At 48.2% G+C, this 23,574-nt stretch carries 23 protein-coding genes; 13 read left to right on the top strand and 10 right to left on the bottom strand.

The genetic code is table 11. The features are described from left to right. The first annotated feature begins 83 nt into the window (after window positions 1-83). From fabG to priA, 9 genes are all read left to right on the top strand, one after another. Entirely contained in the window at window positions 84-830 is a 747-nt protein-coding gene (gene fabG / locus ABDW72_RS10560) for a 3-oxoacyl-[acyl-carrier-protein] reductase (protein ID WP_347158521.1), read from the top strand. Between the two features lie 218 nt (window positions 831-1,048). Next, window positions 1,049-3,130 (top strand): VWA domain-containing protein, encoded by a 2,082-nt coding sequence (locus ABDW72_RS10555; protein ID WP_347158520.1) that lies wholly within the window; start codon window positions 1,049-1,051, stop codon window positions 3,128-3,130. A 129-nt stretch (window positions 3,131-3,259) separates the two neighbouring features. Beyond that, on the top strand, window positions 3,260-3,841 hold the full coding sequence (locus ABDW72_RS10550) for a GNAT family N-acetyltransferase (RefSeq protein WP_347158519.1): 582 nt from the start codon (window positions 3,260-3,262) through the stop codon (window positions 3,839-3,841). Window positions 3,842-3,869: 28 nt separating this feature from the next. Next, entirely contained in the window at window positions 3,870-4,517 is a 648-nt protein-coding gene (locus ABDW72_RS10545; RefSeq protein WP_347158518.1) for a pseudouridine synthase, read from the top strand. 162 nt (window positions 4,518-4,679) lie between these two features. After that, on the top strand, window positions 4,680-5,240 hold the full coding sequence (locus tag ABDW72_RS10540; protein WP_347158517.1) for a GNAT family N-acetyltransferase: 561 nt from the start codon (window positions 4,680-4,682) through the stop codon (window positions 5,238-5,240). Window positions 5,241-5,383: 143 nt separating this feature from the next. Next, window positions 5,384-6,685 (top strand): M20/M25/M40 family metallo-hydrolase, encoded by a 1,302-nt coding sequence (locus ABDW72_RS10535; protein WP_347158586.1) that lies wholly within the window; start codon window positions 5,384-5,386, stop codon window positions 6,683-6,685. Window positions 6,686-6,773: 88 nt separating this feature from the next. Continuing rightward, a complete protein-coding gene (locus tag ABDW72_RS10530; protein WP_347158516.1) occupies window positions 6,774-7,577 on the top strand; it encodes a DUF4145 domain-containing protein in 804 nt (267 codons plus the stop codon). Window positions 7,578-7,819: 242 nt separating this feature from the next. Further along, entirely contained in the window at window positions 7,820-7,975 is a 156-nt protein-coding gene (locus ABDW72_RS10525; RefSeq protein WP_347158515.1) for a hypothetical protein, read from the top strand. Between the two features lie 125 nt (window positions 7,976-8,100). After that, window positions 8,101-10,632 (top strand): replication restart helicase PriA, encoded by a 2,532-nt coding sequence (priA, locus tag ABDW72_RS10520; protein WP_347158514.1) that lies wholly within the window; start codon window positions 8,101-8,103, stop codon window positions 10,630-10,632. A 103-nt stretch (window positions 10,633-10,735) separates the two neighbouring features. Here priA and ABDW72_RS10515 read toward each other — a convergent pair whose 3' ends face one another. The 6 genes from ABDW72_RS10515 to ABDW72_RS10490 all read right to left on the bottom strand — a co-directional run bounded on the left by ABDW72_RS10515 (window position 10,736) and on the right by ABDW72_RS10490 (window position 17,009). Continuing rightward, window positions 10,736-11,266, bottom strand: a complete 531-nt coding sequence (locus ABDW72_RS10515; RefSeq protein WP_347158513.1) for a hypothetical protein — start codon at window positions 11,264-11,266, stop codon at window positions 10,736-10,738. Continuing rightward, window positions 11,263-11,445, bottom strand: a complete 183-nt coding sequence (locus tag ABDW72_RS10510; RefSeq protein ID WP_347158512.1) for a hypothetical protein — start codon at window positions 11,443-11,445, stop codon at window positions 11,263-11,265. The genes ABDW72_RS10515 and ABDW72_RS10510 overlap by 4 nt, the downstream gene beginning before the upstream one ends. An 83-nt stretch (window positions 11,446-11,528) precedes the next feature. Next, the gene (locus ABDW72_RS10505) at window positions 11,529-12,209 is read right to left on the bottom strand and encodes an ATP-grasp fold amidoligase family protein (RefSeq protein ID WP_347158511.1); all 681 of its coding nucleotides are present in this window, start codon (window positions 12,207-12,209) and stop codon (window positions 11,529-11,531) included. A gap of 1,287 nt (window positions 12,210-13,496) precedes the next feature. Continuing rightward, window positions 13,497-13,715, bottom strand: coding sequence for a hypothetical protein (locus ABDW72_RS10500; RefSeq protein ID WP_347158510.1), 219 nt, complete (start codon window positions 13,713-13,715; stop codon window positions 13,497-13,499). A gap of 82 nt (window positions 13,716-13,797) precedes the next feature. Then, the gene (locus tag ABDW72_RS10495) at window positions 13,798-14,322 is read right to left on the bottom strand and encodes a DinB family protein (RefSeq protein ID WP_347158509.1); all 525 of its coding nucleotides are present in this window, start codon (window positions 14,320-14,322) and stop codon (window positions 13,798-13,800) included. 134 nt (window positions 14,323-14,456) lie between these two features. Further along, window positions 14,457-17,009: a M14 family metallopeptidase gene (locus tag ABDW72_RS10490; protein ID WP_347158508.1), complete on the bottom strand. Its 2,553-nt coding sequence runs from the start codon at window positions 17,007-17,009 to the stop codon at window positions 14,457-14,459. A gap of 206 nt (window positions 17,010-17,215) precedes the next feature. Here ABDW72_RS10490 and ABDW72_RS10485 point away from each other — a divergent pair, with 206 nt between their 5' ends. The 4 genes from ABDW72_RS10485 to ABDW72_RS10470 all read left to right on the top strand — a co-directional run bounded on the left by ABDW72_RS10485 (window position 17,216) and on the right by ABDW72_RS10470 (window position 20,398). Beyond that, window positions 17,216-17,689, top strand: a complete 474-nt coding sequence (locus ABDW72_RS10485) for a hypothetical protein (protein WP_347158507.1) — start codon at window positions 17,216-17,218, stop codon at window positions 17,687-17,689. Window positions 17,690-18,188: 499 nt separating this feature from the next. Beyond that, window positions 18,189-18,983, top strand: coding sequence for a hypothetical protein (locus tag ABDW72_RS10480; RefSeq protein WP_347158506.1), 795 nt, complete (start codon window positions 18,189-18,191; stop codon window positions 18,981-18,983). 175 nt (window positions 18,984-19,158) lie between these two features. Beyond that, entirely contained in the window at window positions 19,159-19,980 is an 822-nt protein-coding gene (locus ABDW72_RS10475) for a hypothetical protein (RefSeq protein WP_347158505.1), read from the top strand. Between the two features lie 214 nt (window positions 19,981-20,194). After that, a complete protein-coding gene (locus ABDW72_RS10470) occupies window positions 20,195-20,398 on the top strand; it encodes a hypothetical protein (RefSeq protein WP_347158504.1) in 204 nt (67 codons plus the stop codon). A gap of 170 nt (window positions 20,399-20,568) precedes the next feature. Here the strand turns inward: ABDW72_RS10470 and ABDW72_RS10465 are convergent, their stop codons facing one another. From ABDW72_RS10465 to ABDW72_RS10450, 4 genes are all read right to left on the bottom strand, one after another. Continuing rightward, window positions 20,569-21,279 (bottom strand): pirin family protein, encoded by a 711-nt coding sequence (locus tag ABDW72_RS10465; protein WP_347158503.1) that lies wholly within the window; start codon window positions 21,277-21,279, stop codon window positions 20,569-20,571. 1 nt (window position 21,280) lies between these two features. Beyond that, on the bottom strand, window positions 21,281-21,886 hold the full coding sequence (locus ABDW72_RS10460) for a nitroreductase family protein (protein WP_347158502.1): 606 nt from the start codon (window positions 21,884-21,886) through the stop codon (window positions 21,281-21,283). 50 nt (window positions 21,887-21,936) lie between these two features. After that, window positions 21,937-22,485: a YceI family protein gene (locus ABDW72_RS10455; RefSeq protein WP_347158501.1), complete on the bottom strand. Its 549-nt coding sequence runs from the start codon at window positions 22,483-22,485 to the stop codon at window positions 21,937-21,939. Window positions 22,486-22,886: 401 nt separating this feature from the next. After that, a complete protein-coding gene (locus ABDW72_RS10450; RefSeq protein ID WP_347158500.1) occupies window positions 22,887-23,450 on the bottom strand; it encodes an NUDIX hydrolase in 564 nt (187 codons plus the stop codon). Between the last annotated feature and the right edge of the window lie 124 nt (window positions 23,451-23,574).

The raw sequence follows: 23,574 nt of genomic DNA, 5'->3' as shown, positions 1-23,574 counted from the left end.
AAAATCAATCCTTTTCATACTTCCCCTTTTGCAGTTTTAGCTGCTGCTTCTGAATAAGAAAAACTTTTATAACTTTGACCTTTATGAAAACATTAGAAGGAAAAGTAGCCCTCATAACCGGGGCATCTAAAGGAATAGGGCGCGCTATTGCCCAGCAATTTGTGGAAATGGGCGCGCAGGTAGCCTTTACCTATCTCTCCAGTGTGGAGAAGGGGCAGCAGCTGGAGCAGGAACTGGCAGCCAACGGCGGCAAGGTGAAAGGCTTTCGCTCTGATGCTGCTGACTTTGCCCAAGCCGAGCAACTGGTAGAGGATGTGGTAAAGGAATTTGGCAAGCTGGATGTGGTGGTAAACAACGCTGGCATTACGCGCGACGGCCTGCTGATGCGCATGAACGAGGAGCAGTGGGACGCAGTGATCAACACAAACCTGAAGTCGGTGTTTAACGTGACCAAGGCAGCCAGCAAGCACATGATGCGCGCTAAAAGCGGTTCCTTCATTAATATTACCTCGGTGGTGGGCCTGAAAGGCAACGCAGGCCAGGCCAACTATGCGGCCTCCAAAGCAGGCATCATCGGCTTCACCAAGTCCGTGGCGCTGGAACTGGGCTCCCGCAATATCCGCAGCAACGCCATCGCCCCGGGTTTTATCGAAACAGAAATGACGGGCGAACTAGACCAGAAAGTGGTGGATGAATGGCGCAAGGCGATTCCGCTGAAGCGCGGCGGTTCTCCGGAAGACGTTGCCAAAGCAGCCGTTTTCCTGGCCTCCGACAACTCGGCATATATTACCGGACAGGTGCTGCAGGTAGACGGCGGCATGCTAACGTAAGGGAGTTAAAAAGTTAGAGAGTTGGGGAGTTAAAGAGTTAACAAGTTAGGCGGTGAAGTGGGGTGTTGCTTGCGCTTCGGCCTGCTTTATACTTTGTCTTGCTAAAACAAAAAGACCAATGCTGCCGCTTTTGCGTTAGTAGCATTGGTCTTTTTGTTTTAACTTTCGATTCCCACTGGCTTGTAATTCATAATTCAGCATTCATAATTCAAATTAGTTTGAACAGCTTCCGACTGATAACCACTGCCTCGCCCTGGCTTATACTTGTATGCTTCGCTGCCGGCGCCTTGTATGCCTGGCTGCTCTACAGCAAGCGGGCACCCTGGCGGGCAAGTATAAACTATGTGTTGGCTGGCCTGCGGTTTATGGTAGTGAGCGTATTGTGCTTTCTGCTGCTGGGGCCACTGGTGCGTTACTTCAACAACAAAACAGTAAAACCCACCATCGTATTTGCGGTCGATGACTCGCAGTCTGTGAAGCTGTTTTCGGATAGTGTGCAGTTGCAGCAGACAGAAAAAGGGCTGCAGCAGTTGCGGGAGCAACTCGAAGCCAAGGGCTACAATACGCAGGTGCGCACGCTCAGCGCCGGGCAGCCGCCGGCAAGTATAAATTCCATTGCCTTCACTTCAGAAACCACCAACCTGAGCGAGCTGCTGCAGAATGTACAACGCGAGAACGCCGAGCAGAACCTGGCCGGCGTGGTGCTGCTGTCGGATGGCATTGTAAACCAGGGCATGTCGCCGACTTATGCCAGCTACAATTACCCGATCTACCCGGTAGCCTTGGGCGACACCATTCCCAAGCAGGATGTGCTGGTTGCCTCGCTGCGCTACAACAAGGTAAACTACAGCGGCAACCGCTTTCCAATAGAAGTGGAGCTGCAGCATGAGGGATTTGGTAACCGCCAGGCCACCGTACTCCTGAAAGAGAACGGCAAAACTATCACCAGCAAAACTGTGGCGCTGAAGCAGGACCAGCCGGTGCAACAGGTACCTTTCGAGGTGATGGCGACGGGCTTGGGCAAGCGCCACTACGAAGTGCAGGTGCAGCCCTTAGCAGGCGAGTTTACGACGCTCAACAACAGCAAGCACGCGTACATCGATGTGGTAAAAGGCAAAATTAAGGTGCTGGTAGCTGCTGCGGCCCCGCACCCGGATATAAAAGCAATACGGGCAGCTATTGAATCGAACGAGAACTATGAAACGGAGCTGTTTATCCCTGGCCTTACCCCGCTCAAGCAGGATGATTATGATGTAGCCGTGCTGCACCAACTCCCCGGGCGCGTCGCAGGTGGTGAGGCTGCCCTGAACCTGGTGCGCCAGAAAAATCTGCCGACTCTTTACATTCTGGGTCCGCAAAGCGATTTGAACGACTACAACAACCTGCACGCGGGCTTAAACATCAACAGCAACGGGCAAACAGACCAGGTGGTGCCCGCTGTCAACAGCAACTTTACGGCCTTCACGATGCCGGATGGCAGCGCCGAGCGCATGAGCGGGTACCCGCCGGCACAGGTGCCTTTTGGCAACTACAGCCTCACACCCAATACCGAGGTAGTACTTTACCAGCAGATAGGGCGCGTGAAAACTAACAAGCCGCTGCTCACGCTGCAAACGTCCGGCGACCGGCGCAATGCAACCCTGCTCGCCTCCGGCACCTGGCAATGGCGCCTGGAGGAAAATGCCAATAATAAAAATGCCGAAGTATACGACAAGCTCATCACCAACCTGGTACAGCTGCTGAGTGCCCCGCGCAATAAAAAGCGCCTGAACGTATATCCGGTGCAAAACGAGTATACCAGCTCAGACGAGATCCGCTTTAATGCTGAAGCTTACAACGAAGCCCTGGAGCCCATCTATGGCCAAAACATTACTTTAAAAGTGAGCGGCGAAAGTGGGAACGCCAGAAGCTTTACGTTTGCTAACAGCGAAAACCAGGCAGGTGTAAATGTAGGCGCCTTGCCAGGTGGCCGCTATACTTATACTGCTACTACCACAATTAACGGAACGCCTCAGCAGGATAAAGGCGAATTTGTGGTGGAGGAACTGCAACTGGAAGCGCTCAACGCGGTTGCCGATCATAATTTGCTTTACCAACTGGCCAGCAACACAGGCTCCAAGCTATACTTCCCGCAGCAACTGCCGCAACTGCAGCAGGATATCCTTGGCAGCAAACGCAAAGCTGTGATTTATAGCGAGGAGGAATTAACCGACCTGGTGGATATGAAATGGCTGTTTTTCCTGCTACTCGGTCTGATCACTATCGAATGGTCGGTGCGCAAGTATAACGGCAGCTATTAAGCCTTGGATGATGGTTCTTATGGCATAGTTTAGGAGCAGACCGGCTGTTGCTGAGAGAAGGACCTGCTTTATTTTGACAAAGCAGAAAAGCGGCATCAGCCTAGTTAGCCAAGTATAAATGGAAGAGTTATGATCTTTACCACCAGCACTCCTACCCTACTTGAAACACCGCGACTATACTTGCGGGAGCTGACGCCCAAGCTGCAACGCGAATTGTTCCGGACGAAGACCAAGCAGGAAATTATGGAATACCTGGGGCTGCGTACGGAGCAGGAGTATAAAGAGGCCGTGTGGAAGTATAACAAGGGGATGACGACCTTTTATTCTAAATTCAAGCACTTTTACCTGCTCGACAAGAGTAATGGCAAAATCATCGGCCGCTGCGACTATCATACATGGGTGCCCAGCCACAAACGCGCCGAGGTAGGCTATGTGATATCGAGCGAAATACACAAAAGCCGCGGCCTGATGACAGAGGCGCTGGAGGCGGTGCTGCAATTCGGCTTCACCAACATGGACCTGTACCGGGTGGAAGCAATGGCTTCCCCTAAAAACATTCCCTCGCTGCAATTGCTTCAGCACTTCGGTTTTCAGCGCGAAGGGCTGCTCCGCAATCATTACATGGTAAACAGTGTGCTGGAGGACTCAGTCGCCTTCTCGCTGCTGAAACCTGAGTTTGAGGCCTGGCAGCAGCAACATCGTACCGTATAAAGTATCACCCTTACTAACCATTCCAGATTTGAAGTACTACCTTCTCAACAAGCCCTTTGAAGTGCTCACACAATTTACGGACGAGGCCGGCCGGGCGACGCTCAAAGATTATGTACGTGTTTCCGGCATTTACCCAGTTGGCCGCCTCGACTACGACAGTGAAGGGCTGGTGCTGCTCACCGACGATAAAGCGCTGCAGCATCGCCTCTCCGACCCGCAGTTTAAGGTAGAGAAAACCTACTGGGTGCAGGTAGAGGGCATTCCGGAGGAGGAGGCTTTGACCAGGCTGCGGCTGGGCGTAAACATCAAGGGTAGCAAAACAGCCCCCGCAAAAGTGCGCCTGCTGCCGGAAGAACCGCAGGTGTGGGAGCGCTCCACCCCCATACGCTTTCGCAAGAATATCCCCACACAGTGGCTGGAGATTCGCATTTCGCAAGGCATGAACCGGCAGGTGCGCCGCATGACGGCCGCTATAGGCCACCCAACGCTGCGCCTGATTCGCCCGGCGATAGGGCCGCTTACACTGGAAGGATTAGCCCCCGGCGCATACCGCGAACTGACGCAGGAGGAAACAGCAATGCTGAAAAGACTGGCCGCTAAAAGTAGCACCGCTACAAAACACAGCAACCGGAATGGCAAGCGCGGCAGCGGCGGCTTCCGGAAGCAGATCAATTAAGGTATTTTGCCTGCTTTGTGGTTGTCTGGTGCCATAATTATACTTTACACCTTAAAATGTGCTATTTTTTGGTATGTACTGTTAAATTTCTGCATCTTTCGGTAAGGATGTACAACAGCCCTGCAGCAGCGCTGGTTACACCTGCAAAAATCAACCTATACTATGAAATCGAACACAGACCCTGCCATTCTGCCCATTACGGAAGGGTTATACCTTCGCCCGGCCTCTCCAACGGATGCCAAGGCGCTCTTCCACCTCATTGAAACGCAACGTGATTACCTGCGCCAATGGCTCCCGTTTGTAGATGTTAGTCAGAACGTGAAGGATACGGAGTTGTTTCTGCAACATGTGACCGCCAAAGGCAACAGGAGCGACAAAGTATTTGTGATCATGTACCACAGCGAGCTTGCCGGCCTTATCAGCTTTAAAGACATTGATTACCTGAACAGAAAACTGGAGATCGGCTATTACCTAAGCGAAGACCTGCAGGGCAACGACATCATGCGCCGCAGCTGCCAGGCGCTGGTGCAGCACGCATTCGAAACCATGCGAATGAACCGCATCCAGGTAAAAGTTGGGATCGGCAACGTACGCAGCAGCAACATCCCCCGGAAGCTGGGCTTTCAGTTGGAGGGCGTGCAGCGCGAGGGCGAGTTCCTGAACGGAACCTTTCACGACCTGGAAGTATACAGCCTGCTGCGGCGCGACTGGCAGGAGCATTAGTAAGATCTGCAAGTATAGGGCTAAGTATAACACGAGGCGGCAGATACCTATAATTTAAGTATATTGAACACTGTAAACTCCTGGCCGCTACAGTTGCGGCACCAGGAGGATGCGCATACTCAAAAGTACATACTTTGCTCACCATGTATAAAAAAGGATTAGTGCTGGCCGCCGCCGCGCTCAGTATATATACCACCGCCGCCGCACAGAAACTGCGTCCTATTACGCAGCAGGAAACCACGCGCATCATCAAAACCCTCAGCGCCGACGCCATGCGTGGCCGCGCCTCTTTTTCGCCCGATATTGACCGGGCCGCCGCCTTTATCGCCGGCGAGTTCAGCCGTATTGGCCTGAAACCGCTGCCCGGCGACAACGACTTCCTGCAGACCTTTACAGTTTATAGCCTGACGCCGGAAGCAAAGGAAGGACAGCTAAACGGGAAGCCCCTTGCCCCTAAACAGTTCTTCTCCGCTACAAACAAAAAGGAGCTGCACTGGCAGGCAGGTACCAACCGGAAGGTAGTGGTAGTTGGAAGCCAGGATAACTTCAGGAAAGTACTTGGCTCTTTGCAGAAAGCGGACCAGGATGCCTTAGTACTGGTAAACCCCGAGCATCAGAAGATCTTTAACGCATACCAGGACTATGTTAGCAGCGGCAGCGTAAGCATAGGGTCCGACAAGCGCCCGGATCTTGTTTTTGTGCTTACTGACCAGCCGCAGGCAGGCAGTTACAGCTTCGACATCCAAAATAAGATTGAAGAAAAGCAGTTAACTAACGTAACGGGCATGATTGAGGGCAAGCGCAAAGACGAAATTGTGGTTTTCTCGGGCCACTACGACCACCTGGGCATCATAAAACCTGAGGCAGGCGACAGCATTGCCAACGGCGCCGACGACGACGCCTCCGGCACCACCGCCATGATGATGCTGGCCGAGTACTATAAAAAGCACACAAAGCCGGAGCGCACGCTCATTTTCGTAGCCTTCACAGCCGAAGAAATCGGCGGCTACGGCTCCCGCTACTTCTCCGAGCAGCTGGCCCCGGACAAGATTGTGGCCATGTTCAACATCGAGATGGTGGGCATGCCCTCCAAATTCGGCCCGAACAACGCCTACATCACCGGCTACGACAAGTCGGACATGGGGCAGCTGCTGCAGAAGCGGCTGGCAGGCACCGCCTACAGCATCCACCCCGACCCGTACCCGGAGCAGAACCTCTTCTACCGCTCCGACAACGCCACGTTGGCCCGCCTCGGCGTGCCGGCGCACACCATCTCCTCGGTGCAGATAGACAAGGACAAGCTCTACCACTCCGTAGACGACGAGCTGGCGTCGCTGGACATGGCGCACCTCACCAACATGATCAAAGCCATCGCCCTGGCCTCGCAAGGCATCGTAAACGGCGAAGACACCCCGACACGGGTAGATAAGACGCAGGTGCAGTAGGGGTTATACTTTCATAGATAGTGGCAGTAACCCTAGATCTAGGTTTTTCTGTAGTCAGCCACAATTTTATAAAAGGGGGATTTGTACAATGATAAACAAGGACATTTTACTAAATAATCTTTCAAAAATTGAGCTAATCACTTTTAACTGTGAGTGCTGCAAGAAAGCTGTCAAAGTATTTGACAAGAGCAAATATTTTGAATCAGAATTCTCACAGGAAAAATTTATAGAAGAAGTAAATGGATTTAAAACTAAAATTCACAGAAGATTTTCAGCAGGGTTCATTTGCTCAAATCCAGAATGTAGAGATATTTCAATACTGGTTGGTGATAAAAATTCCGTTTTAAAAATTGAAGATGAAATTTATCAAGGACAGCCAACAGGAATGTTTATCTATGATGATAGGATATATATTTATGATATAATACCGACATTAAACTTGTTTGATATTGAAAATTATCAATTTAAATCTGAAGCAAGCGCCTTGGAGAGCGAACTAAAGGATGCGTTCAGTGTATTCTGGAGAAATGCTGATTGCTGTGGTATGAAAATACGATCAGTTTTAGAAGTACTAATGGATGACAATAATATTGACAAAACATATATAGTCAAAAAGGGGAGAAATAAAGGGGAAGAAAGAGATTGTGATTTGTTTAAGAGGATTGAGCTGTTTGAAGAAAAGTATTCTAGTGCAAAGTTGAAAGATATACTTAATAATTTAAGAAAATTTGGAAATACTGGAAGCCATCCTGGAGAGAATTTGACTAGAGAGCAATTAGTTATTATGATTGAAATCCTTGAATGTATTTTAAATCAATTGTACACAGACAGCAGAAAGAAATTAATAGAATTAAATGAAAAATTAAAAGTTTCTGTGACCAAAGTGAGCTAGAGTTAATTGCCGTTGTAATGTTAGCTTAATCCTTAGACTTATTTTAGCCCTTGCTGGTGTTATCATCTGCAAGCGAAAGGCAGTCAAAGTACTTCCGGAAGTTTTGTTTGCGTAGCAAACAAAGCATAACTTACTATAAAAGAACGAATTATTTCATTTAACTATTACAGCATGTGAACATCTAAGCAGAAAAGATAGCGTTAATTAGGTTGTTGCTGGATACTGACAATCCTGAAGTTATAATGTCTATCAAACACATCTTTGAAAAGGAAGAATCTGTAGATTTTTACGATGCCTTAATGCCGGAGCAGCAATCCCAAATCAAAGAGGCTTCGCTGGAAATAGCACAGGGGGAGACTATTGATTATGAAAGCTTCATGGCTAAACATAGGGCATGAGCAGAAAAGTATAGCATAGCTTTATTCATTCCAACCAAGTATAAAGCACACAGCCCCCGCCGCCGCAGATTAAAAACAATCCACTATTTTTTACGACCTTTGCAGAAGTATAAGTCACTGCACCCTTGTCTGAACTGCTGAATTTCAATTTCCCGCCGGAGCCGGCCACCGACCGTGTCACGCTTTTTGCCGACGTGATTCTGCCCCTGCCCCTGCCCAAACTGTATACTTACCGCATTCCCTTCGAGATGAACGACGAGGTGCTGGTAGGCGCGCGGGTAATTGTGCAGTTCGGGGCCAAAAAGGTGTTGAGCTGCATTGTTGCTGAGATCCATGAGAATGCTCCTGCCGAATACCAGGCCAAGTATATTCTGGATGTGCTCGACGATACGCCCATCATTACTGCACCACAGCTCAAGTTATTTAAGTGGATTGCCGACTACTATATGTGCACGCTGGGCGAGGTGATCAACGCCGCACTGCCCTCAGCGCTAAAGCTCAGCAGCGAATCGCGGATACAACTGCACCCACAGTATAACCCCGAGGAGGATGAGCTTATACTTGGCTCACAGGAGGAGAAGATCATCTTTGCGCTGCAAAATAACCAAGCGCTGACCTTTACGGAGGTGGGTAACCTGCTGCAGCTCAAAAGCTATCATAAGTTCATCAAGTCGCTGATCCAGAAAGAGGCGATTATTATATTTGAGCAGGTCAGCGACAAGTATGCGCCAAAGGTGGTGAAGAAAGTGCGCCTGACGGAGCACTTTGTGCAGGAGGAGGGCATGCTGGAGGAGCTTTTCAACCAGCTGACGCCACAGCCTAAGCAACTCGACATCCTGTTGAACTACCTGCAGAAGGTACCAGTGCACCAGGACCTCCACCTGAACTATAAAGGTATCGAGAAAAGCGAACTGGCCGGCAACCCGCACTTGTCGGCTTCGTCTCTCAACACGCTCATCAAAAAAGGCGTGCTGGAGCAATTTGATCAGATTGTCTCCCGATTTCCGATTGATCATGAGCCGCAGCAACTGCCGATGGCTTTGTCAGAGCACCAGTTGCAAGCCAAAGATGAGATATTGGGCTTGTTTAAGGAGAAAGATACGGTGCTGCTGCACGGCATTACGGGCAGCGGCAAAACCGAAGTATACATCGACCTGATCAAGCATGCGCTGGAAGGTGGTGGCCAGGTATTATACCTGCTCCCTGAAATTGCCCTCACCGCCCAAATTGTAACGCGCCTGATGAAGGTATTTGGTGACAAGCTTGGCGTCTATCACTCCAAATTCTCGGATAACGAACGGGCCGAAGTATGGCAGGGTGTGCTGTCAGGCAAGTTCCAGGTGGTGGTGGGTGTGCGCTCGGCGGTTTTCCTGCCTTTCCACAACCTTTCGCTCATTATTGTGGACGAGGAACACGAGGCCAGCTACAAACAGTATGACCCGGCCCCGCGCTACAACGCCCGCGAAACCGCCCTGGTGATGGCTAGCCTGCAAGGCGCTAAAACACTGCTCGGTTCGGCCACCCCCTCTATTGAGAGCTACTACAATTGCCAGACCGGCCGCTGGGGACTGGTGCAGATGACCAAGCGCTTTGGTGAAGCACAGCTGCCCCAAATGGAACTGGTGAACACCCGCGAGGAGCAGCTGCGCAAGAACATGCACAGCCACTTTTCAGGTAAGTTACTAACAGCAATTGAAGAACGGCTGCAACGCCATGAGCAGGTTATCCTGTTCCAGAACCGCCGCGGCTATGCGCCTTTCATCTCCTGCGATGAGTGCTCCTGGATACCCAAGTGCAAATACTGTGCTGTGAGCCTCTCCTATCACAAGTATAACAACGAACTGCGCTGCCATTACTGCGGTTACCACGAGCGCATGCCCCACGATTGCCCCGCCTGCGGCGCTACGACGCTCAAAAGTATGGGCTTTGGCACCGAAAAGGTAGAAGACGAGCTGAAGTTACTGCTGCCCAATGCCGAGGTGCAGCGCATGGACCTGGACACGACCAAGAAGAAGAACAGTTACCAGCAGATCATCGCTGATTTTGAGAGTGGCCGCACCAATGTGCTGGTGGGCACGCAGATGGTGACCAAAGGGCTCGACTTCGAACATGTGAGCCTGGTAGGTATTTTAAATGCCGATACCATCATCAACTTTCCGGACTTTCGGGCAAACGAACGGGCGTACCAGTTGTTTGTACAGGTAAGTGGCCGGGCAGGGCGCAAAGGCAAGCCGGGCACCGTTATCATCCAGACCCGCGACCCGCTGCAGCCCATCTTCCGGAAAGTATACAGCAACGATTACCAGAGCTTATACGAACACGAGATTGAAGAGCGCCTGCGGTTTGGCTATCCGCCGTTTACGCGTATGATCCGCATTACGGTAAAACATGCCGAAGAACACACCACAGAAAACGCCGCTATCGTGCTGGCCAAAGACCTGACGGACAGGCTTGGCAAGCAGCAGGTACTGGGGCCAGAGGTGCCATACATCTTCAAGATCCGTAACTTGTTTCTGCAGGAGATCCACATCAAACTCCCCCGCGAGAATACGAACCTGAAAGCTGCCAAAGGCCAGATTGCACAGGCCATCTTCAACCTAAAGCTGCTCCCGGATTTCAAAGGCATCCGTATCGTAGCCGACGTGGACCCGGCATAACTACTGCACAGGCTATAACACAAGAGCCGTAACTTAAAGGAAGTACGGCTCTTGTGTAGCGCAATGTATAAACCTGGCATTGTTAAAGTTTTCTGCCGTCGTGCTAAACCATTCCCTTGTAATACTTGTCCCAATTCGCTACCAGCATCTGCTCTCCTGCTGGTGTAAAGTTGGTACCCATAAAAGGAGTAGGTGTAAACTCCCCAAACACAGCTCCTTTGTCGGTGGCGTAAAAGTCCATGCGGGCAAAATGCCGTATGCTTTGCTTAGCTTGCGTGCATCCTTCTTCATTTCTTCCAAGCAAGCAGGACATTCCCTTTTCTGTCTTTAAAAACTCCTCTACCAAAAACTCCAGCCGATCATCCTGTGCCAAAGCCTCCTCCAGCTTTTCTAGAATTTGCTCTTTTGCATAGGTTTGCTGATCCATCAGGTTCTGCCCGCCACTCATAACAAACACTAGCTTAGAAGAAAATCCGATCGTACGCCTGATCACATAGTGCTCCGGCATTTCCTTCAGGTTCAATGCACTTACGTCTCTGCCCTTCCAGTATAGTTCCGGCACCCGGCACTCGTTCATTTTGGCAAACTCCCGTGCATTGTGCTTGTTGCTAAGTTTGCGCTGCCAGTATTTCACATCCTGCCATTTGGCAAGCGGTCACTGGCATTCATCAACACGGCTTTAATCTTTTTCCCGTCGGGAGATCCCCAAAACTCTTTGTTTCTATATTTGATTTTCCTGGAAAAATCGCCTCCAGTTTGACTTTTATTGCCCACAATTGTCCTGGCAATAGATTTAAGCATTGTTTTCAGCATAGGTTTTATTTGGTAGCGGTTGTTGGCTGGGATGATATTGGGTATGCGAATACATTCAGCATAGCCCAATCCAGGTTAATTGGCTAAATCATTCCTTTACAGAAACGATCCCAGTATTCTACAAGCATTTGCTCGCCTGCAGGCGTAAAGCAGTGCCCCATGAACGGAGTAGGCGTAAATTCGCCAAACACAGCACCTTTGTCAGTGGCATAAAAGTCTATGCGGGCAAAAATACCGTAGGTCTTGCTCAACTTACGGGCATGATCTTTCATTTCTTCAAAGCAGGCAGGCTTTGGCTGAGAAGCTCCTTCAGGATAGTAGGTATTGATGTTTTGAACCTGGTTCCAGTTCTCGTCATAACAGGTAGTATATCCTTTCTTTGGGCTAAGCCTGTTGATGACCTGGATACAAGCGATTTCCCCATTAAACATATAGAACTTGTAGTCGTCCGGAATTCTGTACTCTCCTTGCTCTGTCCGCACAAACTCCTCTATCAGGAACTCCAGGAGCGGGTTCTCCGCCAAAGCCTTCGTTAACTCCTCCTTGATGGCGCTTCTCGAATAGGTCTGCTTGTCCATCATGTTCAGGTCTCCATCCATCAGAAACACCATCTTGGAAGAATAACCAATCGTGGGTCTTATCACATAATGCTGCGGGAGTTGCGCCATGTCTAAAGTAGCGACATCTCTCCCTCTCCAGTATAGCTCTGGCACACGGCACCCCTGCATTTTAGCAAACTTGATGGAGTTATGTTTGTTGCTCAACCGCCGTTGCCAGTGCTTCACGTCCTGCCATCTAGATAAAGGATCATCTGCATTCAACTGAGTATTTCGGACTGCTTCTGCATCCGGAGACTTCCAAAAAGTCTTGTGTCTATGTCGGATGCGTTTACTAAACTCACCACCTTTTCTTTCCGACTTTCCGTTGAAGACAGCCGCAACAGACTTTAACATTGTTTTCAGCATTGGATTGTAATCCTTTAGATATTGGTAATTGTAACGTAGATTAAATATAAAACAAAAACTTTATATTGCTTAAGATCAGCAGTGGATTAGATGTCGAGAAACGCAGTTCTTTAATTGCTAGTGGCAAGCGCATTATATGGATGGTAAGCTTGCCTCGTTCACAATTCAGGTGGTTTTGGCTTACATTATGCAGCAGGCTAATTAGTTGCAAATGCAAGTTTACTACTCTGGCAAAGTGATCATTTACTATACTTTATACTTACAAACGGAATCATTTTAATTGTTGTAGGATGCATAATCACACAAGTTATAGTAGTACGTACTACGCCTGAATTACCTGATGAGCACATCATTTTTCATAGTTTACCGATGCCTTTACTTATAAATATATTTGAAGGTTGGAATAAAGATGTAATTCTACACGGCTTCCTTGATAATTCCCTAACTCTGTGCGATATAAAATCAGACTAATAGTGCCCATAGCATACTGTAATTACCATAAGTCAGTGCTCGGATAAGTATAACACTGTTTAGTACGGCTTTTCAAGTTTTTGGTGGAACGTATTGAATGAGAAAACACAAGAAAGCAGAAATTTAACAGCTCTTCAATAAAAGCAGTGCTTTTAAGGGCTTATTTTCAACACTTTGCCCATTATACTACCTGTTAGAAAAAAACATCGCAGTATTTAAGTGTTCTCAGCTTCTTCTACAACTACTTCTTTGGAGAAGCGTATATACAAATACCTTTGGCTAAAAGTTGAGAACCTGAAAGTCACTTTATCACACATGATAAGCTGGCTTTCAGGTTTCTTTTTTATTGCTTTCTGAGTAGTAACACCAGGTAAACAATCCCGATCAACAGGAAAATGAAAAATAAAAATACATCCGTTTCACTGTAATTGCCCTGAAGTATTCTATACCCGTTGAGCCCGGCAAACACAAAGCAGACTATCGTGAGAACAATGCGGTATAAGCGGCGGTTTTGCATTGGAAAGCAGTAAAAGTATAGAACATGAATTTCAGCACTTATAGCATAGCAATAATTTGGTGTGCTGATTTAAAGAGTAAAATAATCAGATTCCCTGCTTATACCTTCGGCCGTTTGTACGCCTTCCAGAACAGAAACAGGTATAAGCCCCCCAGAGCGGCGAAGAGAATTAGAAAAATAAGACTGCGACCATTAATCTGTTCATCGCTTTCCAGCAATGCTGTAAGCTGAACTCCTGCGAAAATAAAACAAGCCACTGCCATCAGTGCTCTGCCTGTTGCAGACTTACCGGGTCTGATTGGTTTCTGGTCTGACATAAATGCTCGTTCTATAAGCGAAATAACGAATGAAAGCCTGAAAAACAAATGTAATCCGCCGCGGGCGCCGGATTACACAGCCTTAGCCAACATACCGCTCCCGGATAATTTTCAGGTGGTGCACTTCATGGCCAAGTATAGCATAGCCCAATGCCCTGACAGTGCACACTTTACCACTGGCAACGCCTTTTTGGTTTAGTGCCTCCGCATCAAAGCTTTTAAACAGCTCAATGGTAGCCATTCGCACGGCTGTATATTCCCCCAGTAAGCTGATCATATCCCTGGAGTCGGCTTTGGCAGGCGGAACATAGGCATTTTCATCAAAGCCTGGCAGCTCGGTTTTATCCTGACGGGCAAACCGTAGCGCTCTGTAGGCAAAGATGCGCTCGGCATCCATCATGTGCACCAGCAGTTCTTTCAGGCTCCATTTACCAGGTGCGTAGCGGTGCAGCAGTTGCTCCTCTGTTAAGCCTTGCATAAGCCCCGAAATATACGTATAACTGGCTGTTAGTCCCTCCAGCAGGTCTTCTGCCTGAGCCTCCAGTATATAAGCTTTAAAAAATTCGCTATACTCGTCTGGTGAAGGATAGGTAATGGTTTTATTCATTTTTATTTGCTGCAAAAGGCAGCTGTTTCCGGTTGCAAAGGTATGCTATTTCTGCTTTTAGAGCTGCAACTATAAAAACAAAGCCTCTCTGCTTGAAGGCAGAGAGGCTTTGTTTTTCGTCAGGCACATTTCTCCTACTGCCCTACCAGGAACACGGCATTGCCAAACAGCAACTTGCCACCCTGCCAGAACGCGCGGAAAAGCGGGTTATCAGCCATGTACACGATGTTACCGCGGCCCATCTCCTGCGTACCCAATATAAGCGCATCCTGCAACTTCTGTTTGGCTTTGTTGCCTACAAATCCAGTCACATAGTTGTCCTTCTTCAGCACGCCTACATTCCAGCCATCTTCCAGAAAATTAAATGTATCGGTAGAACGTAACAGGGCATAGTAGCTGCCGCTATAACCGAAAGCAAGCGGATGTGTTTTGTCCAGATCTACCCGGTAAATGCTACCCTGCACTAAGTCTCCAAGCGCTTCGCGCTCCTGGCTGCCGTAGGTTTTCAGATCGGCATAAGGATTCTTCTTCTCTTCTGATTTGCCGCTTTCCTGATTGCTGTCTTCCTTCATTTTCAGGTTAAAATCTTTTTTACCGGCGAAGAAATTTGCCGCCCCTTCCATGGCGACGAGTTTGCCACCTGCCCTTACCCAATCTTTCACATTATCAAGCGTCTTCTCATCCAGCACTTTGCCGTAGGCGCCATCTGGTAGAATCAGCACATCAAATTTGTTTAACGGCACCCGGCTGAAGTAAGAAGTATTCACAGCCGTAATCGGGTAGCCGATCTGCTGCTCAAAGAAGTGCCACACTTCGCCAAAGCCATAGGGCGACACGCCTTCTCCTGTCATCACAGCTACCTTGGGCATGTTGAGCGAATGCACATTATGCGACCCAAAGTCGCCGCCGGTGGTAGAAAAGCCGGTTTCAGTAGCGGCCAACAGCACGTTATACTTGGTGGCGAGTTCCCGCACAGTAGCATCAAATCTATCCCCCATGCGCTCGTTTCCAGAGCGGGTGATAAGCAGTGTACCCGGCGCATACTGCTGACCGTTTACTTCAAAAGCTTTTTCCGACATACGCACTTTGATGTCATGCTGCAGCAGATCGGCCAGAAAGCGCAGGTCCTCCAGGCTGTTCCAGTGGGCCAGGTAAGCATAAGGTTTCGCTACCGTTAAGGCAGGTGTCGCCGTCGCCGCAGGCTTTGCCGAAGCAGGCTCCAGCCGATTCTTTAGGGCGTAAGCCTGCACATTGTAAGCATACGGAATTGCCCAGGTCGTAATGTCATAGGTGAGCGAGTCCTCCAGTTTTGCTTCCGGTTCAAACAGCACCTTTACCAGCGTCGATTTAGGCTGATACATACTCACCACCAAATCGTTCTGCCCAATTTGAAAGCGCTCGTTTTTGCCGGTGGCATAGTTGTAGCCATTTGCTGCGTTGCTTTTACTGCCATAGCCATACTGTATCTGCTGGCGATTGAGGTAGCTTGCCAGTTCCTGAAGTTTCTCTGCATGCGTCTCATCAGCTTTGATCACGAAGGTTTTGTAGTTGCCACCTGGGTTCTTCAGGTTGTTTTCGTAGTACTGGCGGAAATGCTGCTTCAATTGGTCGGCTTTCTCGGAAGTAGCCTGTATGGTCGCTTTGCTGGCAGCCACATGGTGGGCAATGCGTTGCGTAAGGGTGAGCGTGTCGCCGTCTTCCTTCTGATACGCCAGGCCTGCGCGGCCGGAGCCCCCTTGCTCATAGGTCATACCGATAGCGCCGTTATAAGTGGGCCAGGTGTCACCATAGCTGGGATAAAACAGGTCGTACTCCTCACGGGTAAAGTATAGCCAGTTGTTCTTATCGAAGTACTGGCGGTTATAGTCGCCGATGGTGTTCTGGAACTGCCGCTGCCAGGGCGTAATGCTCTCGTGGAACGGTTTGGCAGCCGGCGAAAAGTAGTAAGGTGACTCCGGCCCCATCTCGTGGAAATCGGCATGCACCTGCGGCAGCCAGCTGTTGTATACGGCAATGCGCTGCTTGGTTTCTATTTGCGATTGCCAGCCCCAGTCGCGGTTCAGGTCGAAGTAGTAGTGGTTGGGGCGGCCGCCAGGCCAAGGCTCCCAGTGCTCCCAGGCAAGGGGCGAGGCATTGCCGCCCTGGTTCGAAGCCTGCTTGTACCATTGCACATAACGTTCGCGGCCGTCGGGGTTCACCATGGGGTCCAGCAGCACCACGGTGTTTTGCAGCCATTCCTTGCTTTGGGCATTGGCGGGGTTCACCAAGTCATAGAGCACCTGCATCACTGCCTCCGAGCTCACTGCCTCGTTGCCATGCACGTTGTAGCTGAGCCATACAATGGCTGGCTGCTCGCCCTGCACCGCGCCGCTTACCACCCCTGCCTGCCGCAGGTTGTTCTCCCGTATCTGCTCCAGGCGCGGCAGGTTCTCGTCCGAAGCTACATAAGCCAGCACCAGTGGCCGCCCTTCGTAGGTATGGCCATACTCCTGCACTTTTATACGGTTAGGCGCCTGCTGCGCCACATAGTATACATAATCCAGTACGCGGGACTGGGGTGTGAACTGCTGCCCTAATTCATAGCCCAGAAACTGCGCTGGCGACTGCAGCATCTGCTGCGCCATAGCTGCCTGTACACACAGTAACAGCCCTACAAAAGCGACCAAACGCTTTAAGGAGTATAGCATATTTTTATAGAAATAATTGGGTTTATTAAAAGTATAACAAACCCCTAATCTGGTAAAATTTGCTGAGTTAGGCAAATGGTAAGTACAATTGGTTGTTGCTCAAAATATATGTTACTGGTAAAGAAAACAGCCTTGTATTCTTAAGGCCAATGGCACAAAAGGGGCGTAAACATCTTTATACCTAGTTCTTTATTAAGTATACTAAAATGAAAAAGCAGTTTCTACTCCCGATGATGATTTGCCTGCTGCTGGCCAGCTGTCAAGAACCCGTTGATGATGTGGACATGCCGGATCCGCAGGCACCTATAAGTGAAGTAATACAAGGAGAATGGCTTCTTTCTTCTTCTTACTGGATTGAGCATGACACTGCCGGCAATATTATTCGTGAGGACTCAACGCATTTTGACAACTACCTTTGGGTCTTTTCTGAGAATGACATCCTAATTCCTGGCCCTCCTCCTGATTACCATGACGCCAGAGGCGGAGAATATACACTTACAAAGAGCGAAGGCAAGAATTATATTGAAACCAATGATAAGTTTGATGGATATGCCAAATATGAGATAACGGCTATTACAGATAACCACATGACGTGGGTGATGAACGACAGCCTTGCAGCCCTATCAGAATCATACGCGTCAAACCCTGGTGATTACCGGCAATTGGAGTTTACGCGGTAGTAATGACCACATCAGTAAGTATAGCAAAGGAAGTTTAAGGGGTTGATTTACTTCAGCTCCTAACAATATACTCATCATTCTTTGTGCTGATGTATAACCTGCGCCAGGAAAGTCAATAAAACGAATGGAGTATGCACTCAGGTATACAGGTTTTCAGGAGGTGCGACAGTTCATATTTTAGTTAAAAACTATGCGTTGAACAAAAATCAAAATTATAAATAACTGCTAATTAAGATAATACTGTGCCGCAGCAAGTGGCTGATTTGGAAGGTTCAACTATAAAGCAATACACCAAGGATGGTTTACCTTAACTAAAAAGAACAGGAAGTAAACTTGCTGTTCTTTTTAGTTAAGGCCTCTTTTCGCCTTTATGTCGCCTTCTTCAGCTTACATTATAAACATATTAATATAATAACAAAATATTATGCAAAATAATCAACTCCCTTTACCTCATAGTCGTAAGCATAATCATGATTAAACACTAAAACAGATTTAATCTATGAAAAACAAGCTTTTACTCCCACTCCTACTGCTGCCGCTCCTTTTTGCAGGCTGCCAATTAAATAACGATGTGGACTTTCCGGAGCCGCAAAAGCCCGTTTCGGAAATCCTTCAGGGTAAATGGCACAATGCATCTAATGACGATACCTATTACTTTGATGATGGCGCAATCATGTCCGATAACAAAGGGCTGTTTTTTGTGCCTACTACGGCCGAGAGAGAGGAGCAGGAGGAGACTTATGAGGAAGCAACCGACTTTGGAGACTACACGCTAACAGAAAGCGGTGGCAAGACTTACATTGAACTTATTGACTATTCAAATGGGTACTCCGGCACCCACACCAATTATCTCATCAGCACAACTTCAGATACAACTATGGTTTGGGAAAAGCAAGATGGAACCGGACCCAACAGGCTGGTGCTAAGCAAACAAACATATAATGATGCAGCCAATAAGCCCGTGGACGAACTTCTAAACGGAGACTGGTACCTTATTTATACTATACCTGATCATTACCCTACTATACCTTTCATGTTTCCCGATACCTATTCATTCGCTAACGGTGAAGACTTCTACATTTACAATGAAGCTTACGGCGATGGCGCAGAGCTGCATTATTCCATTACCCAGCGGGATGGTAAAACTTATATTGACCACTACGAACTATACCCTCCGGAAGGCTCAGCAGGCGGCCCCTATACTTTTGAGATAATGGCTATTTCCGCAGAAAAGATGACCTTGAAACTTCCACGTAAAGACGATGACTTAATTCTGGAGTTTATCAGAAAATAAAGTAAAACAGGCGCTATTTGACATAGGGGCTGGTAAATGCATTTGTTTACCAGCACTTCTTCAGCTTAGGTTAGAATTATTACTAATCTCACATCATAAAATGCAAATTCTTTATCTCACATAGCATCATAGGCGTAAAGAATATAATAGTAAAACACTAAAGCTTCTACCCAAGATGAAAAACAAACTTTCACTGTTTCTCCTCTTTTTTCCCCTCCTGCTAGTTGGCTGCCAACATCCCGATGATGACGTGGATTTTCCTCGGCCTGAGCCACAGAAACTAGTGAGTGAGTTGATACTAGGGAAGTGGTACCAGTACGCCTATGTAACATCAGATGCTACCGGACAAGAGACAACTCAGCCGACAGGAAATTACCTCAGATATGATATCTCTGAAAACAATATATCAATTTTGAGCAACCGAGAAGGTATGGACCAAGGAGGAGGAGATTATACGCTTAAAGATAGTGGTGGCAGAACCTATCTTGAGTTAAACGATTTCAATTTATTATATGAAATATATGAAATCAAATCTATTACGGACAGTACCATGACTTGGGAAGTGAATGACAGCCTTTCTCAATTATGGTTTTCCCCTGTTGGACCTCATCAACTAAAATTTAGAAAAAGAATTAAACACCCCCTGGAAGATAAAATTATGGGCTATTGGGATACTGACTCAACGATAAAAGTAATGTATGATACGGCCGGCAAAGTCATAAAAAAAGAAGGCGTTGCTAATAACACCAGCAGCTTTAATTTTGGTATTGACTGGATGGAAGTTAGTTTGCCAGCCACCGGAGGTTATTATGAAGGAGGATGGTCTCTAAAGGACAGCGACGGTAAAACCTATCTTACCTATAGTGCCGATAGTAACAAAAGCTTCCCAGCAACTGCTACCTATCAAGTTGTATCTGTATCAAATAACAAGATGGTATGGGAGCGGAAAGAAAGCCCTACTGTATCATACCTCGTTGAACTAAACAATCATCATTAACTCCAAATCTTAGATACTAAACCTTAGTATAGATATACATGGGCAGCAACTGCAGGCGCAGGGCAAGCATAACCGGAAAGTGGTAGTTTGCCGCCGCTAACAGTAGCTATACTTAGCTAGTTATTGGCTGGGACGACTACCGATTTTCTCGTATATAGATGGTCTGATGCCGCAGGTGGCACTTTCGGCGCCGCTGTGGCCTATACCCACATCCATGCTTGTGGAGTATATCTCCGGCAGAGTTATACCAAATAAACACCAGCGCCCGCATGTGGTGTCGGCACAGCACTATAAAGAATTAGTGGCTTATATCACGGGTTCATTTCAGCAGCCAAACGGCGCATTTATACTCGCGGCCGGTGTAGGCTACGCTAGCCGCTACAACTTGCACGAAGCTAAAGCAAATTTTACACCCTGAAAAACTGCAACAGCTGGACAACGCTCTCAAAGCTATGGGCGCTGAAGCAGCCTTGTAAGTACCACTACCTATTATGGTGATGCGGCATTTGCCTCAAGCGCCACTTGCCCATAAGAAAGCCCCGACACAACTTGCCGGGGCTTTCTATTACGAATCAAAAATCTTCTAAATTACATTGGCACTTCCATCAGCAGGAGTTCTGCGTTGGAACTGGCTTTTATACTGAGGGTATCTGTTCCGGAGATACCGATGCCATCGCGTTTGTTCAGCTTTTCGCCGTCAATTTCTACTTCGCCTTCAATCACGAAAGCATACACGCCATTACCTGATTTGTGCAGTTTGTAATCCTCTGCAAAACCGGCGTTGAGGGTTCCCAGCGAAAACCAAGCATCCTGGTTTATCCAGATGGCTTCACCACCTTTCTCCGGCGACACTACTGTTTGCAGTTTGTTCTGGCGGTCTTCCGGCCTAAAGGTTTTCTGCTCGTAACGCGGGGCAATGTCCTCTTCTTTGGGCAATACCCAGATCTGCAGGAAATTTACTTTCTCAGTTTTAGAGTGATTATACTCGGCATGCGTCAGGCCGGTTCCGGCCGACATGATCTGTACATCATTGGTATAGATCACTTTTTTGTTGCCGGTACTATCCTGGTGCTCCAGCGCTCCTGATAGCGGAATAGAGATGATCTCCATGTTGTCGTGAGGGTGTTTGCCGAAGCCCATACCCGGTGCCACTATGTCGTCGTTGATTACGCGCAACACACCAAAGCCCATACGCTGCGGATTGTAATACCGCGCAAAGCTAAAGGTATGGTGTGAATCAAGCCAGCCGTGGTTGGCGTGGCCGCGTGTATTTGCTTTATCTATTACTTTGTTGCTCATTTTAGTTTTCCTCCTTTTGAAATGCACTGTTTCCCCAGGTGCCATTAAAAACCAGTTCGCTAAGCGGTTTGCGAACACGCGGGGCAATTTCCCGTGCTTTCAGGCTATCAGACAGCTGCTCCACATCGCCAAGGTAACCGACTGTGGCCATTACCACCGGTTGATACCCTTCAGGCAACTGCAGTAGTGTGGTTGCCTTTTCTGCAGAAAAACCGCCCATCAGGTGCACGTATAAATCCATTTCTGTAGCCTGCGCCAGCAGGTTGCCTGTCGCCAGGCCAACGTCGTGCCAGGCATGCGCATAGGCATTGCCGTTGGTTGTAAAAGTAGTTTTGGCGATGGTTAGCAGCAGCACAGGGGCCTGCTGGGCCCAGATGCGGTTTCCTTCAGCCAGGCAATCCAGCAGCTTGTTATAGCCTTCGGAGTTATCCTCTTTGGCAGCATAAATAAAGCGCCAAGGCTGCTCGTTCATAGCGGAGGGCGCCCAACGCGCGGCTTCAAAAAGCGTCTGCAGGTCTTCTGCCGGCACCGGCTCCGAACTATACGCTCTGGTGCTTTTTCTGCTCCGGATCAGTTCGTGTACTCTATCGTTATCTACTGTGTTCATGGCTCTATAACTAAAATGGAAAGTACTTTCTTATACTTACTCCCTAAGGCTTACTGTTGTTTAATCAACTCCAGATGAGCTTTTAGCTTTACCTGCTTGCCCAGCATGGCGCCGCCTGTTTCCATCAAGGCATTATACTGCAGGCCAAAATCAAAGCGGTCGATCTTGCCTTCCACAAAAAAGCCAGCTCTTGTGTAGCCATATGGGTCTTTGATAACACCGCCTTTGCTGACATTAAATGTTACTTCTTTGGTTACATCGCGCACCGTCAGGTTACCTGTCAGCTTGAACTCTTCTTCGTTCAGTTGCTCTACGTGTGTACTTTTAAAGCTGATAGTTGGGTACTGCGCTACGTTGAAAAAGTCATCAGCACGCAGGTGGTTGTCACGATCGGTATTGCCGGTATTGATGCTGGCAACCTGTATGTTTACCTCTGCAGCAGCGTCAGCAAAATCATCACCCGAAGCACTCACCTGCACTTTAAAGTCGTTGAAGCTACCTTCTACTTCGGAAATAAGCATATGGCGGATTGCAAACTTAACACTGGAATGGGTTGGGTCTACGGCCCAGGTGGTTGTGGTTTCTGTTGTAAGATTCATGTGTATGAAATTTTAATCGTAAGGATCTTTTTTCTTCTTTATACTTGCCGGCTACTTTATCAGAAGCAGCCGAAACACCCTTGCACATTACCAGCAGCCAGCTACAAGTATAAACTACCTTCTGCGGCTGCGGTCCTCCCCTTTTCTGGTGCAGGTGTGCAACTATTTAATGTATATACATCAAATGTATGTACATAGTTCCAAATCTGCAAATTTTTTATGCTTTATTAAGGCGTACTTTTATCAAAGCTTCTGAAGATTGAAGAGCGGGAACTAGCTTTTAGTAGTAAGCTGGCCGTAATAAGAGCTGATAGTAAAGGATATATGACTGCTGAAGGCTACTTTAATTGAAGATCTCCGCTTATACTATTGCTGCAAACAATGGCTACCTGGCCTGCCTTTTAGATACCCAATTTCCGCAAAGCCAGCAAGCATAGCGCTACGGAGCCGGACACGCTGATCTCGCCGTTTAGTACCATGGCACTTACCTGCTGCACTGGTACGTTGAGTACCTCTATATTTTCGGTGGCATCCAGGTCCTGCTCAGAGACTTTACGGGCATTGCGGGCCAGAAAAAAGTAGATCCGGTTCGTATCTTTTGTCGGGTTGTCGGTTACCTTCAGCAGCAGTTCCATGTTATCAGAGGTATAGCCGGTTTCTTCCTGCAGCTCACGTTTGGCAGCCGCTTCCGGGTCGGTTTCGCCTGCATCTATCACTCCACCCGGGAGTTCCGTAAAAATGCCGGCAGCAGCATGCTTGTACTGCCGCACCAGAATCACCTCATTATTTGACGTAAGCGGAAACGTAAGCACCACGTTGGGGCGCACGCTAACATAGTAATCATCCAGCACCATCCCGTTGGGCAGTTCCACATGGTCGCGGCGCAGCTTATACCAGGGCTCGTTAAAAACCAGTTCCGATTTAAGTACTTTCCAGGGCTGTAGGGGCTGTTTCTTGGCTGTCATCAGGGGCTGTTTGTTTGCGGCAAGTTACACTTTCTTGCATAAAAAAGCCGAACCCGCGGTAAGCAGGTCCGGCAAATGGTTCTGGTTTATACGTTGTATGGCTCCGTTATACTTCGTCCACAGG

The sequence above is a fragment of the Pontibacter chitinilyticus genome, from assembly GCF_039748935.1.
Lineage (GTDB): Bacteria > Bacteroidota > Bacteroidia > Cytophagales > Hymenobacteraceae > Pontibacter > Pontibacter chitinilyticus.
This window is presented reverse-complemented; position numbering and strand designations above follow the sequence as displayed.